Annotated in this window: 15 protein-coding genes and 1 pseudogene; 2 read left to right on the forward strand and 14 right to left on the reverse strand. The window is 67.2% G+C overall.

The features are described from left to right. The first annotated feature begins 18 nt into the window (after positions 1–18). Positions 19–2,437: pseudogene (locus K226_RS19010) on the forward strand (xylulose 5-phosphate 3-epimerase). 105 nt (positions 2,438–2,542) lie between these two features. Then, complete coding sequence (locus tag K226_RS0114615; RefSeq protein ID WP_024815526.1) at positions 2,543–3,805, forward strand: hypothetical protein; 1,263 nt, start codon at positions 2,543–2,545, stop codon at positions 3,803–3,805. Between the two features lie 74 nt (positions 3,806–3,879). Here K226_RS0114615 and K226_RS0114620 read toward each other — a convergent pair whose 3' ends face one another. The 14 genes from K226_RS0114620 to K226_RS0114685 all read right to left on the reverse strand — a co-directional run bounded on the left by K226_RS0114620 (position 3,880) and on the right by K226_RS0114685 (position 17,910). Then, positions 3,880–4,923: a type II glyceraldehyde-3-phosphate dehydrogenase gene (locus tag K226_RS0114620; RefSeq protein WP_005794597.1), complete on the reverse strand. Its 1,044-nt coding sequence runs from the start codon at positions 4,921–4,923 to the stop codon at positions 3,880–3,882. Between the two features lie 27 nt (positions 4,924–4,950). After that, on the reverse strand, positions 4,951–6,483 hold the full coding sequence (locus K226_RS0114625) for a 2-octaprenylphenol hydroxylase (protein ID WP_024815527.1): 1,533 nt from the start codon (positions 6,481–6,483) through the stop codon (positions 4,951–4,953). An 86-nt stretch (positions 6,484–6,569) separates the two neighbouring features. After that, the gene (locus K226_RS0114630) at positions 6,570–7,589 is read right to left on the reverse strand and encodes a hydroxyacid dehydrogenase (protein WP_024815528.1); all 1,020 of its coding nucleotides are present in this window, start codon (positions 7,587–7,589) and stop codon (positions 6,570–6,572) included. Next, positions 7,586–8,248, reverse strand: coding sequence for a class I SAM-dependent methyltransferase (locus K226_RS0114635; protein WP_005794590.1), 663 nt, complete (start codon positions 8,246–8,248; stop codon positions 7,586–7,588). The genes K226_RS0114630 and K226_RS0114635 overlap by 4 nt, the downstream gene beginning before the upstream one ends. Beyond that, positions 8,245–8,889 (reverse strand): DUF6629 family protein, encoded by a 645-nt coding sequence (locus K226_RS0114640; RefSeq protein WP_005794588.1) that lies wholly within the window; start codon positions 8,887–8,889, stop codon positions 8,245–8,247. The genes K226_RS0114635 and K226_RS0114640 overlap by 4 nt, the downstream gene beginning before the upstream one ends. A gap of 37 nt (positions 8,890–8,926) precedes the next feature. Next, entirely contained in the window at positions 8,927–9,571 is a 645-nt protein-coding gene (locus K226_RS0114645; protein ID WP_024815529.1) for a VTT domain-containing protein, read from the reverse strand. A 6-nt stretch (positions 9,572–9,577) separates the two neighbouring features. Next, complete coding sequence (locus K226_RS0114650) at positions 9,578–10,753, reverse strand: S1C family serine protease (RefSeq protein ID WP_011805857.1); 1,176 nt, start codon at positions 10,751–10,753, stop codon at positions 9,578–9,580. Next, positions 10,750–11,649: a ribose-phosphate pyrophosphokinase gene (locus K226_RS0114655; RefSeq protein WP_024815530.1), complete on the reverse strand. Its 900-nt coding sequence runs from the start codon at positions 11,647–11,649 to the stop codon at positions 10,750–10,752. Before K226_RS0114655 ends, K226_RS0114650 begins: the two co-directional genes overlap by 4 nt. Further along, on the reverse strand, positions 11,646–13,187 hold the full coding sequence (locus tag K226_RS0114660; protein ID WP_024815531.1) for a thymidine phosphorylase family protein: 1,542 nt from the start codon (positions 13,185–13,187) through the stop codon (positions 11,646–11,648). Before K226_RS0114660 ends, K226_RS0114655 begins: the two co-directional genes overlap by 4 nt. Beyond that, positions 13,184–14,542 (reverse strand): MBL fold metallo-hydrolase, encoded by a 1,359-nt coding sequence (locus K226_RS0114665; protein ID WP_005795326.1) that lies wholly within the window; start codon positions 14,540–14,542, stop codon positions 13,184–13,186. Before K226_RS0114665 ends, K226_RS0114660 begins: the two co-directional genes overlap by 4 nt. 25 nt (positions 14,543–14,567) lie before the next feature. Further along, positions 14,568–15,065: a TPM domain-containing protein gene (locus tag K226_RS0114670; RefSeq protein ID WP_024815532.1), complete on the reverse strand. Its 498-nt coding sequence runs from the start codon at positions 15,063–15,065 to the stop codon at positions 14,568–14,570. 1 nt (position 15,066) lies between these two features. Continuing rightward, complete coding sequence (locus K226_RS0114675; protein ID WP_035241124.1) at positions 15,067–15,972, reverse strand: YgcG family protein; 906 nt, start codon at positions 15,970–15,972, stop codon at positions 15,067–15,069. Between the two features lies 1 nt (position 15,973). Further along, entirely contained in the window at positions 15,974–16,585 is a 612-nt protein-coding gene (locus tag K226_RS0114680) for a LemA family protein (protein ID WP_005795319.1), read from the reverse strand. Then, positions 16,582–17,910: an MFS transporter gene (locus K226_RS0114685; protein ID WP_035241126.1), complete on the reverse strand. Its 1,329-nt coding sequence runs from the start codon at positions 17,908–17,910 to the stop codon at positions 16,582–16,584. The genes K226_RS0114680 and K226_RS0114685 overlap by 4 nt, the downstream gene beginning before the upstream one ends. Positions 17,911–17,917 lie beyond the last annotated feature (7 nt).

Raw genomic sequence — 17,917 nt, forward strand, 5'->3', positions numbered from 1 at the left:
GTTCCAAGGACCTTCAAAATGAATCACAACCTCCCCTGGGTCGCCGAGCGGGTGCGACTGTTCCGCGAATTCGATCCCGAGTTCGCGCGCTGGGCGCGCGGGCATGGCCCCATCGCCCACAACGACCTCACGCAGCTGCGAATCCACGACCTCGCACAGGTGCTGGTCGCCGAAGGCAAGGCGAGCGACACATCCGCGATCTACCGCACGCTGTGGGCCGCAGACCGATTGGCCGTGGCCGGGATGTGGCTAACGGTTCACATGACCTATGCCGATCGGGTCTATACCGACGGCCGGGAAATGGCGGCAGGACTACAAGGAGACGCCTGAAGGCCACACCGGCGGATCACTGAACATCGTGCCGGCCTATGTCGGCTACCTTGCCGCGAACGCGCTCAGCGGCCTGACACGCGGCTGGCTGATGGGTCAAGGCCATTGCGTGGCGGGCATCGACGCCTGCAACCTGCTTGTTGGCAACATGACGCCGCGCCACGCCGAGCGGTACGACCGAAGCGAGAACGGCCTTACGCGCTTCGCTCGGGACTTCTACAGCTACGCGATCGACGCGCAGGGGCGCCCGGCCTCGCCGCTGGGCAGCCACGTCGGCCCGAACACGGCAGGCGGCCTGTCCGAGGGGGGCTATCTCGGCTTTGCCGAACTGCAGTACGTGCACATGCCCCTGCCCGGCGAACGGCTGGTGGTGTTCCTCAGCGACGGTGCATTCGAGGAGCAGCGCGGCAGCGACTGGGCGCCGCGCTGGTGGCGCGCCGAGGACAGTGGATTCGTGGCTCCGTTCATGATCCTCAACGGCCGTCGCATTGAGCAGCGCAGCACCATGCAGCAGCAGGGCGGCCTCGAATGGTTCCAGCAGCATCTGCGCCTGAACGGCTTCGACCCTATGGAGATCGACGGCACCGACCCCGCCGCATTCGCCTGGGCCATCCACGCGATGGAGGAACGGCTGGCGGCCTGCGCTACGGGGGTTTCGCGTGGAACCGTTCAGTACCCGGTGCCACTTCACTACACCATCGCCGAAGCGCCCAAAGGATTCGGTTTTCCCGGTGCCGGAACCAACGCCGCGCACAACCTGCCGCTGGCGGGCAATCCCCGTCTCGACCCGTCAGCACGGCAGCAGTTCAACGAGGGCGCGCGCGCGTTGTTTGTACCGCCGGGTGAAATCGACCAAGCGGTGGCCCTGCTCTGCAGGCATGAGGTGCAGCGCCGTCCCCTTGAGCGGGAGCATGCCCTAGCGCATCGCCAGGTCGCAGCGCCGAGGCTTCCGGAGCCGCAGTGGCACGACAACGATGTCTCGCCGATGGGCGCGCTCGACGGGGCCTTCGCCGCAATCATCAAGGCCAATACTCAACTGCGCCCGCGCGTCGGCAATCCCGACGAGCTGCGCAGCAACCGCATGGGCCAGACCTTGGACCTGCTCAAACACCGCGTCTTCACGCCCGAACCGGGCTTGGCTGAAGCCGTGGATGGTGCCGTGATCACGGCCCTCAACGAAGAGGCTGTGGTCAGTGCGGCGCTGGGTAACAAGGGCGGCATCAACCTCGTTGTTTCTTACGAGGCCTTTGCCGTGAAGATGCTGGGTGCACTGCGGCAGGAAATCCTGTTCGCGCGCCACCAGGCGGAGGCCGGCATGCCTCCGGGCTGGCTGTCGGTAGTGACGGTGGCGACATCCCACACCTGGGAGAACGGCAAAAACGAGCAGTCCCATCAGGACCCGACACTGGCCGAAGCGCTGCTGGGCGAGATGTCCGACACCGCACGTGTGTTGTTCCCGGTGGATGCCAACAGTGCCGTCGCGGCGCTGCGAGCCGCCTACACCTCGCATGGCCAGTTCTGGACACTGGTCGTTCCAAAGCGGGCCATGGCCAGCCAACTGAGCGGCGAACAGGCCCAGCGTCTGGCCGATGAGGGTGCCTGCGTGGTGAAGCCCTGCGACGCACCCGATGTCTTGCTGGTCGCCATCGGTGCGTACCAGCTACAGCAGGCGCTGCTCGCGGCGCGGCGGCTGGACGACGCCGGGCATCGGACGGCAGTCACCTGCGTCTTCGAGCCGGGCCGCTTCCGGCTGCCACGCGACGAGCGCGAGCGGGCTTTCGTGGCGGGCGACGCGGCATTGCGCTCGCTGTTCCCGGACACCGCTGCGGTGCGCGTCATCGTCTCGCACATGCGGCCGGAGCCGACGCTGGGCCTGTTGCGCCGCATCGATACCGGGCCTCGGCAGACCCGTGCACTGGGCTACCAGGCGCGCGGTGGGACGCTCGACGTTGCCGGCATGCTGTTCGCGAACCGCTGCACGTGGGCGCACGTCGCGACCGAGGCAGCGCAGGCGCTCGGCGTCGATCCCGCGAGCATATTGACCGCCGAGGAGTTGGCCGCGGTGGGAGGCCACGGCGACCCGCGGGCGGTGATGGTCTCGGCATGATTCCCCTGTTCTCCCCATAGGGACAAGAATAACGTCGTTTCCGGCGCCGATCGGTACGAGGCCGTGGTCCAATTGGAACCCTGTGCCCGCCCATTTATCGAGACCATGTCCCACGCGCTTGAAACTCTCATCGGTCACTGGAAAGCCGATCCGCTGAGCACCTACAACACCTGGTTCCTTTGGGAAGAACGGCTGAAGAACTTCCGCTCGATTCGCCGCGGCCTGGCGCAGGTGGTCAAGGACATCGATGCGGGCACCTTCGGTAGCGCATTCCGCGGTTCCTCGCTCGAAACGGTGGTCGGCTCGGTGGCCGAGCAGCGCCAGATCTTCAAGGGGGCAGACCATGCATTCCTGTGGAAGCCCAAGCTGCGCATTCCCGACATCTACGAGAACGCGACCAACCAACAGGCCTTTGCCCGGTTGTTGCACACCTGCGACTGCTGCAACAGCGCAGAGGAAGTGATCGAAGCAATACGGCGGATCGACGCTCGTCAGATCAAGGGTCTGGGCCCCGCCGTGGCGAATCTCCTGTACTTCGTTCACCCCACGATCGTGATGCCGTTCAACACCGCGATCGTGAAGGGCTACAACGCGGTCACGGGCAGCAGCGTCAAGCTCGGCAAGTGGGAGCACTACCTCTCGATGCGCGAAGGCGGCCTTCGCCTCAATGCCCAGCACCGCAACGCGTTGTCGAACGACATGGGGGCACTGGCTGGGCTGCTGTTCGACATCGGCTCGGGCCGGTACGCGGCGCCACCGCGCGATGACGATGCGGCCGCCCTCCAGGGCTGGGAGGCCGATCTCGAAAAGGTGCGCGAGGAATCGGCCGCGGCCCACAAACGCTGGGCCGCGGAGCGCGAGAGCGACGCGACCCACACCGACATTCAGGGATGGCTGCGCGACCTGGGCAAGTCGCTCGGCTACGGTGTCTGGATTGCGTCCAACGATCAGGGGCGCAGTTATCAGGGAGGTCGCCTTGGAGACGGCTGTCTGACGCAGCTCCCCGCGCAGGCCCGGGCCGGTCTGGACTCTGTTCGCCTGATCGACGTCATTTGGGTGGAGGCCGACGGCTCGAAGGTCGCCGCTGCCTTCGAGGTCGAGCACTCGACCTCGATCTATTCCGGCATCGTGCGCATGCTCGACCTGGCCTTGGGAACGGAACTGGGAGCGGGCGTATCGATGTTCCTGGTGGCGCCGGACGCTCGCCGCGAGGATGTCCGCAGCCAGTTGCGTCGGCCGGCATTCACGCGGGTGGCGGAGCTGGGAATTCGCTACCTCCCCTACAGCGAGCTTGGCGCGCATCGCGATGCGATCGGCAGATTCGGCTCAGGCCTAAAGCCGTTGAACGAGATATCGCACCTGCTGTGATGCACGGTCGTCGAGGCACCAGCGGCACCAGCGGCACCAGCGGCAGAATGTACCGCCCAAGCGTGAATCGACGCCTAGTCGCGGTCGTGGATGAAGTCGTGCCGCAAGCCGAGTGCGGCATCCGTCCGAGCGATTGACGCTGACGGATCGGACTCGATGCCGCTCAGCGCGCGGATCGCATCGATGGTTTCGGGAATCACGATCGCCTGGTTGAAGACCTGGTAGGTGTAGTACGCTTGGTCGCCATCTACCGCGAGGACGTCCTCCCACAGGGCGACCTCCCACATGTCGCCGCGCGGGCGGCCAAGATCGGACATCAGCTCCACCGTACTGTTGAGTGCCACGAGGCCATCCGAGGAACGCACGAACGCGATCCGTGGTGCCGCACGGAAGGCCGCCAGCACCTCGTCGCGCGTTGCCGGCCTCGTCAGTTCGACCCACCAGGTGTGCAGGTGACTGCTGTTGTGGGACGCCTTGACCGCGATCGTTACCACATCCAGGTCCGGGATCACGGTCCTCGCGTCCGGTCCCTGGTGGCTGGGGATCGCCTTCTCCGGCACGAGGGTGTTAATGATGCCCTCAGCATGCGCTTCCCAGGGGTCGGATGCGCGGCGGATGAGCGTGCCGCGTGCACGCTTGAGCAGGCCGGCCGTCCGCAGCGCCCCCAGCGTTCGCACGATGGACGTGGTGTTGCAGGAGACCACGCGAGTGGACTCGCGGCCGATGGCCGACGCATAGTTCGCTTGCGCGACGAATGAGTGCCCCGTCAGCGCATGAGACTCACCACCGTGGAAGATCGACTTCACGCCGGCCGCGGCGTACACCTCTTTGTTGACCGCAGCGACTTTCTTGGGCGTGCAGTCGACCACGACATCGGCCTTCGCGAGCAGTTCTGCCAGATTGCCCGCCAAAGCAAGACCTGCGGCGCGCATCGCTCCTTCAGCTTCAAAGGTTGCCGCGTGGATGGCGAAGCCGCGCTGCGCGGCGACCTGTAGTCGATAGTCGTGCACCACGTCTGCGACGCCGGCAAGTGCCATGTCCTCCTGGAGCGCGACCGCGTCTGCCACCCGCTTGCCGATCACACCGTACCCGTTCACCGCCACTCTGACCTTGTTCATTCCTTGCTCCTGACTTGATGAGACGCGTCAGCCACGGCTGCGCGCAATGAAAAACGTGAACCGGATCGCCAGCGCATAGCCCAGCAGCGCGAGCACCGGCATGTCGCCCCAGCGAGGGCCTACGGCGTGCTGCATCAGCAAGCTTGACGCGATGTACAGGCCCAGCGTCACGAGCGCGAGGGCGATGCGGCGGCCGAGGCGGTCGATACCGCTCAGCATCCGGGCGTCGGGCTTGATCGACAGTTGCAGCAACTCACGCTGCCGCAGTACGCTGTGCAGGCGCCGCGCCAGCAGCGTGGGCAGCGCGTTGGCTGCGTTTCCCAGCTCGTAGGGCAGACGTTGCGACGCCGCGAATTTGCGCTCATCGAATATGCCGGTTGCCGTGTGGCGCGAGATGGCCTCGATGATGGAGAAGTCCGGCGCGAGCAGGCGTACCGTCCCTTCGAGCAGCAGCAGTGTGCGGGTGAGTACCAGCAGGTCTCTAGGAAGCCGGACATCCTGGGTCCGGCCGGCCGCCACGAGCTGCGCGAGCGCATCGGAAAGCGACCAGTCTTTCAGCGGGTGCTCTGCGCAGTCCGCGACCAGCGCGCGCACCACGGGCACGAAGACGGCCCGATCCGTGCCCTCGCCGACCAGTCCCAGGTCCAGCCAGGCGTCGACCACCCAGTCGGCATCCTGCTCGACGAAGGCCAGCGCGAACGCCACCAAAGCGCGCCGCATGCTGCGGTCGACCCGTCCCACGATGCCGAAATCGTGCAGGCAAATGCGGCCATCGTCCATCACGAAGACGTTGCCGGGGTGTGGATCGCCATGGAAGAAGCCATCGCGGAAGATCTGCACGATGTAGCTGTCCACGAGCTTGCCCGCAGCGGCCGCGCCCATGGCAGGCGGCAGACCGTGCAGGTGGGCCCCGCGGCTGAACTGCTGGACCATCACCGTCGATGTGCACAGCTCGTCCACCACGTCGGGCAGCACGATGTCCGGAGAGTCTCGCCAGGCGTCGGCGAAACGTCGCACGGAACTCGCCTCCCGGGACAGTTCCATTTCGTAGCGGAAGTTCGCCGCAACCTCGTCCACGATGGCCGCCAGACCCCAGCGGCGCAGCGAGGGGACGAACCACTGAATGGCCAGGACCAGCCGGCGCAGGATGCGCATGTCGGTCTCGGCTTGCTCGGCCGCACCAGGGCGGCGGATCTTCACCACGACCTCCGTCCCGTCGGGCAGCGCCGCACGATGGATCTGCGCGATCGAGGCCGCGGCCAGCGCCTGCATGTCGAAGCGTGCGAAGACCTCTTGCCAAGGGCGGCCCAGGGCCGCCTCGACCTCCTGGACAGCCTGTTCCGAAGAAAACGGCGCCACATGCGCCTGAAGGCTGGCCAGGGGCCGTTGCGCATCGGGAGGCAGGACGTCCGCGCGCAGGCTGAGGTGCTGGCCCAGCTTCACGAAGGTCGTTCCCAATCGCTGCAGCACTTGGGCAAAGCGCTCGGCCGCCCGGTGCGTGTCGCAGCGCATGAGTCCCCGGTGCCAGGCCACCCAGAGCAGGAACCCGGTCAGCGCCATTGCGATCTGCGTCGCCCGGCGCAGCGCCGAGCGTTGCGGTGGACGGTCCGGAAGGCGCGCGGCAGAAACGGAGCGGTCAGGGCGCATCACGGCTCATCCACCCTGTTGCGCAGCCGGCCCGCATGCCAGGCTGCGATGTTCGAGATGGTCTCGTCGAAGATGCGCGCGATCGCCTCTGTCGTGTTGAAACCGACGTGGGGAGTCACGAGCACGCGCGGATGGGTCAGCAGCGGGCTGGACGCCATCCAGCCGGTATCGCAACCGAGCCCCCCGCAGCCCGTGGGCACCTCGGGAGACAGCGCGCCTTCTTGCTCCAGCACGTCCAGGCCGGCGGCTGCGACACTGCCGTCGTCCAGCGCGCGCAGCAAGGCGGCCTCGTCGATCAGCGCTCCACGTGCCGTATTGATCACTACCACGCCAGGCTTCATGCGCGCGAAGGCCCGGGCGTCGATGAGGTGGCGCGTGGCCTCGGTGGCCGGAACATGCAGGCTCAGGATGTCGCTGCCTTGCAGGACCTGCTCCCATGTCACGAGGGACACGCCAGCTGGGCGCGCAGCCGAAGCAGCGAAGGCGGGGTCGTAGGCGAGAACGTCCATGCCGAACCCCACGGCGATACGCGCCACGTGGCGTCCGATGCGGCCCAGGCCGACGATGCCCAGCGTCCTGCCTTCCAGCTCGAAGCCGGTGAGTCCGCGGTAGGCGAACGAGCCCTGGCGCGCCCGCTCGTGGGCCTGCGTCAGATGGCGTGTCACGCCCAGCAACAGTGCAAAGGCATGCTCTGCGACGCTGGCCGACCCGTAGTCCGGCACATGGCAGACGGCAATGCCGCGTTTTCGACACGCCTCCAGGTCAATGTGGTCGAAGCCCGCGGAGCGGGTGGCGACGAGCCGCAAGCGCGGCAGCATGCGAAGCACCGATTCGTCCACCCGCGTGCGCACGAACACGCAAAGGACCTCGATCGCCCCATCTTCGGTGTCGGACGCCACCAGGTGCTCGCGCTGGACGAAGTGCGCGTGCCAGTGGGCCGGAAGCCATTGCTGCATCGCCGCTTGGTCCGTTGGTGCGAAGTCGGTGAACAGAACACTAAGACGATGGTCCTCGGTCATGGCGCAACCTTGATGGCGCTGTACAGGGACAGGATGTGGAAGATGGCAACGAATTGCCGTGTCTCGGCAACCTGCGCAAACCCTGCTTGCGCGAGCACCGACGGCAAGTGACCGGCGACCGCGTCGCGCGTGGTCTCGAAGCCATCGAGCAGTTGAACGGCGAAGAACGCCGTACGGCTGATCGGTCGGCGCGAGCGCTCCCGGTCCGCGAAGTGCAGTTGAACGCCAACGCGCAGAACGCGATGCATCTGGCGGGCCGCTTTCAGTTTGTCCGCGTGCGCCAGGTGACGGAAGAAGACGCTCGATACGACCCGATCGAACGAGCCATCGCCGTAAGGCAGGTATGTCGACAGGCCTTCGTCGAATCGGATCGGCGCCGCCACGCTCGCCGCCTTCCGGCGGGCCAGCGACAGGATGGCGGGGTCGGCATCCACCCCGGTGACACGGGCCTGCGGGCACGCGGTGGCCGCAAGGAGGGCGAGCGTCCCCGTTCCGCATCCGGCGTCCGATACGTCGTGGCCATGCTGGATCGACGCCTGCGCCACGAGGGCCGGCTTGAACGCTTGCTCGCGCGTGGTCAGCACCACCACCCGGTCGTACAGGGGCGTGAGCACGTGGTGGGCAAGTGCGGGCCTGAAGCCGGCCGGACGATCCGTCATTGCACGGCGAGCCTCGCTCGGGGTTCACGGAACTGCCACAGCACGATGATGCTGAGGACGCCGGCGAAGAAGCACCACACCGAGATGAACCAGGTCGCATAAAAAAAATAGGCGGCGACCGCGGACACGAAGGCCGCATTTCCGAAAGCCGCTACGCGCCGGTGGCTGGAGACCATCAGACCTGCGCAGGTGCCGATCAGGTACAAGGCCATCGTGGTCAGGACGTAGAAGTGCGGGGAGTCGTAGAAGATGTGCTGGCCGACCACGCGCGCGGTGATGGGCAGTCGCACCAGCATCACCAAAAGGTACACCCCGACGAGCGCGCCTGCGAGCGCGATGCCCGCGAGAACCCGACGGCGCCACGGAACGGTCTCCAGCGCCAGGGCGGCCAGCGGCACGTAGATCGGCCACAGGACGTGCGAGAAGAACGAATAAAGATGCGTCAGCACCACCTTCAGCAAGGGCGCGCGGTCGGGGAATGTCAGCCACAACATGCCTTCGAGTAGCTGCTGAATCCCAAAGAGCAACGGGATGGCCGCGTAAGGCACTTCGCGCCACGCGCGGACCCGGCGCACGGTGACGATCCCCGTCCCCAGAAGTACCGCGGCTGCCGTGAAACTGGCTGGTGCAGAAAAACACATCGCTGTCATTTCCTCTTGAATGTGGGTGTCATGGCGTTCATGGCTGTGGCCGATCTGTCGGTCCTGGCGGAGATGTTCCCGGTGCGGCTCGATGCTGCGAACCCGGATCGAGCGCCTGGGCGCGGCTCAGCGCGGCGTGCAGGGTCGCCGTCCGGTCCTGGACCCTGCGGATCCAGGGCGATGGGAAAGCAGATGCAAGCCACGCATAGAGCGTGTACTTCACCAGCTTGCCCAACCAGAGCGCCAGAAGAACCTCGGCCACCGGCAGCCGGGAGATTGCCGCGAACATGAGGGCAGGCGTCAGCGGTACCGGGAGCGCTGCAATGACCAGCAGCGCGGGCACGCCGTACCCGCCGAGCGAGGACGTGGCGTCACGCCAGGCCGTCGATCGCACCACGTCGGGGTAGGCGACGAAGAAACGGTTCCAGCCCAAGTGATGAAACACGAGATAGAGGACCAGTGCGCCAATGGCCGCGCCGATGCTGGAGGTCGCGGCGATGCTCCGCCAGCGCCGCGGGGCGAGTAGCACGGCAGCGACGGGCAACGTTCCGAACGGAATCGTCATCGACAGCGTGGTGGCCATGGCCACGGCCGCCACGATGAGGGGAAAGGCACGCGTCTCCGCCCCGCGGGTCAGCGCGCGCAGCAGGCCGGTCTCGACGGTTTCGTGCAGCATCGTCATCGGCGCTCAGGGCTTGCGGACCGCGGGCCGCTGCCCGAGTTCGACTTGTACGGTCACCGTCTCGCGGCCGCGCAGGATCTTGAATTGGGCGTTGCTGCCCGGTGCGACCGCGGCTGTTTCGCCGATCAGGCCGGCGGTGTCCGGGATCTCCTTGCCGTTGATCGCAAGCACCGTGTCACCGGGCCTCAGCCCGGCGCGATCGGCAGGCCCGCCGCGCTGCACCGCCACCAGTGCGGCGCCCCCGGTGGCACCGGTGGCCTCGTGGATCACGTCGCGGGCGCTCACCCCCAGCCAGCCCCGGCGCACGCGGCCGGTGGCAATGATCTGCTCCATCACCTGCCGTGCCAAGCTGACCGGGATCGCGAAGCCGATCCCCTGGGAGCCGCCGCTGCGCGAGTAGATGGCGGTGTTGATGCCGACGAGATGGCCGTTTCCATCGACGAGCGCGCCGCCCGAATTGCCGGGGTTGATCGCGGCGTCGGTCTGGATGAAGTTCTCGAAGGTGTTGATGCCCAGGCGGTTGCGCCCCGTGGCACTCACAATGCCTTGCGTGACGGTCTGGCCGACCCCGAACGGATCGCCGACGGCCAACACGATGTCGCCGACCTGCACCGATGCTGGATCAGCGAAGGTGATGGGCTGCAGCCCCGTGGCCTCGACGCGCAGCACGGCAAGGTCCGACTCCGGATCGATACCGACGACGCGCGCCGTGGCAACCTTCTCGCCTGGCAGCATCACGGCGATCTCGTCGGCGCCCTCCACGACATGGTTGTTCGTGAGGATATAGCCCTGGGCCGCGACGATGACGCCTGACCCAAGACTCGACGCGCCTTGGGCGGCGTCCTCATCGCCGCCATCGGGCCGCAACCAGTTCTGCATCCTGCGCGGAGGTGTCTTGCGGGTGTAGATGTTCACAACCGAAGCGGACGCCTTGGCGGCGGCGGCGCGAAACCCCGCCTCCAGGCGGGCTGTGATCGCGCTCGGTGTGGCAGGCGCCGAGCCGGTAGTGGCGCCCGCATGCGGCGCCTCCTGTACCGCCACGACGTCGGGCGTCACAGGGACAGGCGCCGGCCCGAAGGCCCGCCAAGCAATGATGACACCCGCGCCAATCGCGATTGCCTGGGCCAGCAGGAGCCAGAGCCGCCGCAGCGCGGAGGGGCGGCGTACAAGGTCGTCGCTCATGTGGCGCTGGCCTCGATCAGGTCCTGAACCGCGGCCGCCAGCGGTTCCACCACGCTGATGCCATTGGAGGCATGCGGCACGGTGTCGCAGGTCAGCACCCGCTGGGGGCCCGCCGCGAGGAGCGCGTCATAGGCATCGGCGGCAAAGAGCGCATGCACACCGATGCACACCGGCGGCGGCAATCCGACGCGGCGCACGCTCGCGATGGCCTGGATCATCGTGCGCGCGCTGGACACGATGTCGTCGATGAGCACGGGCTGGCGGCCTGCCAAGGCCGAGGTGTCGGGCAGGCTGACCTCCACGTCCTTGTCGCCCCGGCGAATCTTCTGCAGCACGGTAAACGGTGCATCGGCCCCCCGCGCGACTTCCTGGACCCATTGCTCGCTTTCGGCGTCGGGGCCGATCAGCACTGGGCGCTCCACGTTCGCCGCGACCCAGGCCGCGATGACGGGCGCGGACTGCACGGCGCGCGTGGGCACACGGTAAATCTCGCCGAGCGAGTGGTAGCGGTGCAGATGGGGGTCGACGGTGACGACGCCATCGAACACCGTCGATACCAGCGCAGCGAACGTTCGGGACGTGATCGCTTCGCCCGTGTTGAAGCGCCGGTCCTGGCGCAGGTACGCCAGGTAGGGCGCTGCCAGCAGTACGCGTGTGGCACCGAGGTCGCGTGCAGCGTCTGCCGCGAACAGCAGGGGCAGCGCCTTGGCGTCGGGCTGTGCCAGGCTGGCCATGAGCACGACGGTGCGGCCCGTCACGTCGGCGTCCAGCCGCACCAGCGACTCGCCGTCCGGAAACCGGTGCAATTGCAGGGTGGCCCGCTCCGCACGCAACGCGCGGGCGAGGCCTTCGGCGAAGGCCTCGTCGCCTGGCAGGTGAAAAATGAGTGGTTTCATGCGTTCTCTGAAATCTGGAAGATCGGTGGGCGCGCGCGGACGAACTCCAGGGCATAGGCCAGTTCGCCTGGTGCCTGGGCATGCAGCGTGAACAGCGGCTGTCCGGCTTCGACGCGATCGCCAAGGCGCGCGTGCACATCGATGCCGGCGGCCGGGGCGGTCGGCGCACCGGCGAGCTTGGCCGCCCGCGCGAGCAGGCGGTTGTCGATGCGGGTGACACGGCCCGTGGCCGGCGATTCGACGGTGTGCAGATGCGCCGCCATCGGGAGGCTTCGAAGGCCGCCCTGCTCAGAGCAGATTGCCTGGAACTTGGCCCAGGCCCGGCCATCGGCCAGCACCTCGGTGGCGAGCTTCAGGCCGCCGCCGGCCGGCGCCGCGCCGCCCATTTCGAGAATGTCCGCCGCCAGCCGCAGCGCCCGCTCCCGCAGGTCGGCCGGGGCCTCGGGTTTACCCTGCAGGACGGCCAGCACGTCGCGTGCTTCCAGTGCGGGGCCGATCCCGCGGCCGACCGGCTGTTCGCCGTCGGTGACGCGCAAGAACACCTGCAGGCCTATGGCGCCACCCACCTCCTGCAGGCGCCGGCCGAGCGACGCCGCGGCGTGTGCGCTGCGCACTTTCGCGGTGGCGCCCACGGGCAGATCGATCAGCACATGGGTCGAACCCGCAGCGGCCTTCTTGGACAGGACCGAGGCCACGAGCTGCCCTTCGCTGTCGAGATCGAGTGGCCGCTCGACACGGATAAGGATGTCGTCGGCGGGGCTGAGCCGGACCGAGCCGCCCCACACGATGCAGCCGCCCGTGCGCTCGACCACGCGTCGCATGCTCGGCACATCCAGATTGACCGGTGCCAGCACCTCCATCGTGTCGGCCGTCCCGGCCGGTGAGGTGATGGCGCGCGAGGAGGTCTTGGGCATCGTGAGGCCGCAGGCGGCCACGATGGGCACCACGAGCAGGGTCGTGCGATTCCCAGGCAGGCCGCCGACGCAGTGCTTGTCCACTACCAGCGGACGGCCCCAATCGATGCGCTCGCCGACGGCGATCATGGCTTTCGTGAGCGAGACCGTCTCCGCCAGGTCGAGGCGATCGCCCGCGCAGGCAGTGATGAAGGTGGCGAGGTGCAGGTCCGAGTAACGGCCCGCCGCGACGTCGGAGATGATCGCGCCGAACTGGGCGTCGCCAACGGAGTTGCCGTAGACCTTGGCCCGGACATGGCTGAGCGAATCCAGCGGTGGCGCATGGGTGACCGCGACCGGCTCACCCGGCTGCGCACCCAGCGATGCCCACGCGGACTCGGACAGACCGGCGACGTTCTCGGCCAGCCAATCACCGTCGACGACACTGAGCGTCGCCACGATGCTTCGGCCGCCGGCCGTCAATTGCACGCGCGCCTGGGTCGTGAAACCCTCCGATCGACAGACCGGGCAATCGCGCCGCATGTAGACCACCGGCTCCTGATAGGTGTCGATGCCCGTGCGCCACGCCTGCAGCCTGTTCCCGGCCTCCTTGGTGCGGCCGGCTTCATGCATTTGCGCTGTCATGCAAGCTCCACGGTCTGCAGGTAGTCGGGCACCGAGACCGCCCAGCCGAGTTCATGGTCGATCCGCGAGCGCAGCGCATCGGCCGCTTCGGGCTCGCCGTGCGTCACGAACGTGCGGCGCGGCGTTTGCGTGAAGCCGCGCAGCCACGCGATGATCTCGTCGGCATCGGCATGGGCGGAGAGGTTGTCGAGCGAGGCCACCTCGGCGCGAATCGGCACGTCTTCGCCATGGATGCGAACGGTGGACGCACCATGCAGGATCGCCGCGCCGCGGGTTCCACCCGCCTGGTAGCCGGCGAACAGGATCGTGTTGCGCCGATCGGGTGCGAAGGACTTCAGGTGGTGAACCACCCGGCCACCCGTGGCCATGCCGCTGGCGGAGATGATCACCATCGGGCCGCGGCTGGCACTGAGCGCCTTGGACTCCTCGACCTTGTTGACGATCTTCGCGGCGTGGCACATGCCCTCGCACTCCTCGGGCGAGAGCCGATGCTCGTCACGGTGGGCGTGATACAGCTGCGTCGCATCGATGGCCATCGGGCTGTCGAGGTACACCGGCAGGTGGTGGATGCGGCCCTGCTTCTTGAGCTGGTAGATGCCATACATCAGGCTTTGGGCGCGGCCGACCGCGAACGCGGGGATGACCACGACACCGCCGCGGGCGGCGGTCTGATTGATCACGGTCTCCAGTTTTTCCAGCGCGTCAGTCTCTTCATGCTTGCGGTTGCCGTAGGTAGACTCCACCAGCAGGTAGTCTGCGCCCGGAACCTGCACCGGCGGGCGCAGCACCGGGTCGTTCGGGCGGCCGATGTCGCCGGAGAAGAGCACCGACCGCTGCCCATCGCTGAGGTGCACGAAGGCGGAGCCGAGCATGTGCCCCGAGGGCTCCAGCCGGGCTGTGAGTCCGGGCAGAGCTTCGAAGGCCTCGGCGAACGGACGCGGTGAGAAAAGCTTCAGGCAGCGCTCGGCATCCTCCCGCGTGTACAGCGGCAGCGCGGGCTTGTGCTTGGAGAAGCCGTAGCGGTTGGCGAACTTCGCCTCTTCTTCCTGCAAATGACCACTGTCGGTGAGCAGTATCTTGCATAGCTCATGCGTCGCGGACGTGCAATAGACCCGCCCGCGAAAACCCTGCCGCGCCAGCAGCGGCAGGTAGCCGCTGTGATCGATGTGGGCGTGGGTGAGCACGACAGCATCGATCGTCTTGGGCGCGACCGGCAGCGGCTCCCAATTGCGCAGCCGCAGCTGCTTAAAGCCCTGGAACAGGCCGCTGTCCACCAGGATTGTCGAGTCGCCATGGCGCAGGAGGTATTTCGAACCGGTCACGGTGCCCGTGGCACCCAGAAACTGAAGTTGCATGGAAAGTCTCCAAGGATGTTGTCGTTCAAAAAAGAACTGGCCGATCGGGCAACTCGTTTCCGTCGCCCGCGTCGCGCGGAAAGTGCTGCATCAACAGATGGCTGACGGCGGTGATGCCTTCCATGGAACCGGCCTCGAAGCGCCCCTGCGCGAACTGGGCTTCCATGCGCTGGCACACACCTGACCACATGTCGGCACCGCAACAGGCGTGGATGCCGCGATCGGCCACGATCTCCACCGCCCGATCGGCCAGCAGCACGTAGATGAGCACGCCGCTGTTATGCGCCGTGTCCCATACGCCCATACGGGCGAACAGGTCCAGCGCTCGCTCGCGCGGCGACTGGTCTCGCCACAGCGGCGATCCATCCAGCGCGCCCTCGACCACGAAGCGCAACTGGCCGCCATGCTGGGACTCTCCCGCACGGATGGCTTGCTCGATGGCGTCCAGAGTGCGCGGCGGGAAGGCGCGGCGTACCGCGCGGCCGGTGGTGGCAAGGTGGCGAAGAAGTCGTTGAATGTTCATCTCACCACCGTCCTGAGGCGCCACCGCCACCAAAGCCACCGCCACCGCCGCGGAATCCTCCTCCGCCGCCGCCGAATCCGCCACCAGGCCACCCACCACCCCGATGGTGCCCATGCATGCCGCCGTGGCCGCCCATGCCGATGCCTAGCAGCGTGACGAAGAACCCCGCCAATCCGGCCATCGCGGCTACCGCGAGCGTGCCCACCACCAGCCACGCCGCAGCACCCAATACCCCGGCTGTGACCACGGCGCCAGGGACCCGGCCGAGCGCGTTGCGCAGCAATCCGCCCAGCATCAAAGCCACGATGAACAGGAAGGGCCAGGCCTGGCCGATGTCGTTGGTCCGGCCTTGCCACCGTGGATCCGCCGCAGGCAGGGCTTCGCCGTCGACGACGCGCATGATCTGTTCGGCGCCTGCCGCGATGCCACCGTCGAAATCGCCCTGGCGAAAGCGCGGCGTGATTACTTCGTCGATGATGCGCCGCACCACCAAGTCGCTCAGCGCGCCCTCGATGCCGTAGCCAACCTCGATGCGCACGGCACGATCTTCCTTGGCAACCAGCAGCAGTGCGCCATCGTCCACCTTGCGGCGGCCGAGCTTCCACTGTTCGACCACCCGCATGGCGTACTGCTCGACCGGTTCTGGCCGCGTAGAGCCGACCATCAGCACCGCGATCTGCACGCCCTTGCGTTCCTCGAAGGCACGAAGCTGCGCATCCAGCGAGGCGATCCGATCGGCGGCGAACGTCCCCGTGAGGTCGGTGACACGCGCCTGCAGCGGCGGAATAGCTACCAGTTCCTGCGCGGACGCGACCACCAGGAACAGGCTCAGCAACAGCCAGGCCAACATGCGGGCCAGGCGCAGGTGGGCGGCCGGGTACGGCACCGCTGTTCTCAGCGTGCTCATGTCAGGGGCGCGCCGCCGGTGCCGAGGCGCCGAAGTCGACCTGGGGCGGCGTGGCCATCGCCTTCTCGTCGGCGACGGAGAAGTTCGGCTTGACGTCGTAGCTGAACACCTTGGCCGTGATGTTGGTCGGGAAGCTGCGCGTGAGGACGTTGTAGTCCTGCACCACCTTCACATAGCGCCCGCGGGCCACGGTGATGCGGTTCTCGGTGCCTTCAAGCTGCGCGCGCAGTTCCTGGAAGGCCTGGTTGGCTTTGAGCTGCGGGTAGTTCTCGCTCACGACCAGCAGCCTGCTCAGCGCGCCGGACAGCTCGCCCTGCACCGCCTGGAACTTCTGGAACGCCTCGGGGTTGTTGACGAGTTCCGGAGTAGCCTGAATCGAGGTGGCCTTGGCGCGCGCTTCGACGACCCGGGTCAGCGTCTCTTGTTCGAAGTTGGTCTCTCCTTTCACCGTCGCGACGATGTTCGGTATCAGATCTGCGCGCCGCTGGTACTGGTTCAGCACCTCGGACCAGGCAGACTTGGTCTGTTCGTCCAACCGCTGGAAGTCGTTGTAGCCGCATCCGCTCAGCGACAGGGCAAGCGCTGCGAGCAGGGTCGTCAGGATAAGTCTCATGGTTCGGTCTCCGTGGAGGTGGGTGAAGTGGAGGAAGGTGAAGCTGTCAGCAGGGCCGGGTTCGCTGGCCACCACTGCCGGGGAATCAGCAAGAATGCGAGGGTGGCCACGAGCGGGATGGAGAGCCATGCGAAGCTGCTCTGCATGACGGTGCCGAACAGCCAGCCGGCGACTGCCGATCCAAGCGTCTGCCCGAAGCCGGCTGCTGCCGCTAGGCCGCCCATCGCGGTTCCGAGCCGCCGACGTGCGGAGCCTGCGGCGAGGTAGGCAACGGTCGGCAGCACGATACCGGTGCCCGCCGCTGTGAAACTGACGCCAACGTACATCCAGGTCTCGCTGCCATGGCGAGCCAGCACCGCGAGTCCCGCGATACCCAGGACCATGCCGGCAGCCAACATGCGACGGGGATCAGCGCGCTCAAGCAAGCCGGTGAAAAACAGGACCGCGTTGACGCCCAACATCACCAGGCTGCATGCGGCGAACATCCACGACACCTCGCGCGACGTGAGTTCGGGATGACGCTGGCCCTGCAGCACGATGCCGAGTTCAAAGCCGGCGAGCACGAACATGACCACGCCATTGAGCAGCCAGAGCGTGAAGGACCGGCTCTCGGGCGGGCCGTCGTCATCGCTCGGGCCCGCATCCAGAGTGCTGGACGGCGCGGGAAGCGTGGCGGCCAGGCCCAGCATCATCAACGCACCCAGCGCGGCCGAGAGTCCGATCACGAGCTTGGTCGATGACCCCTGCACGAGGGCGGCGAAGACGCCCAAGCCGGCAAGGCGATCCGCGACGGCGTTGAGGCCGGGTCCGAACAGGAACCCGAGCAACGACATCGCGCCCAACCATGCGAAGCGCTTGGCGCGTATCGCCTGCGGCGTGTACTGCGCGACGAGCGCCGGCACCACGGGCACGACTGCGGCGACAAAGAAGCCCGCAGCGCCGCGCAGCGCATAGATGCCGACCACGCCCACAGATTCGGGGCGCAGCAGCGGAAGCAGGCTCGCCACATAGCCGACCAGCCCGACCAACAGCACGCGGGCGCGTCCCAGCCTGTCCGCCAGCACGCCCCACAGTGGCGCCCCCACAAGTATCCCGGCCGTGTAGATGCCGCTGAGGTAGCCGACATGGCGCGCGAGCACCGCTGGGTCGGCGTCACCCATCAGAGGGCGCAGCCAGTCGGGAATCAAGGGCATCAACGCGCCGTACCCGGCCGAGACAACGAACACGGCCGCCGCTAGCCAGCCCAGCTGAACGACGCCCAGATCGTCCTGACGGGCCAGCCTGGCTTTGGACGGCGGCGATCTCATCGGGCGGCTCTCGACCATGGTGGCT

The sequence above is a fragment of the Acidovorax sp. JHL-3 genome, from assembly GCF_000526295.1.
Taxonomy (GTDB): domain Bacteria; phylum Pseudomonadota; class Gammaproteobacteria; order Burkholderiales; family Burkholderiaceae_C; genus Acidovorax; species Acidovorax defluvii.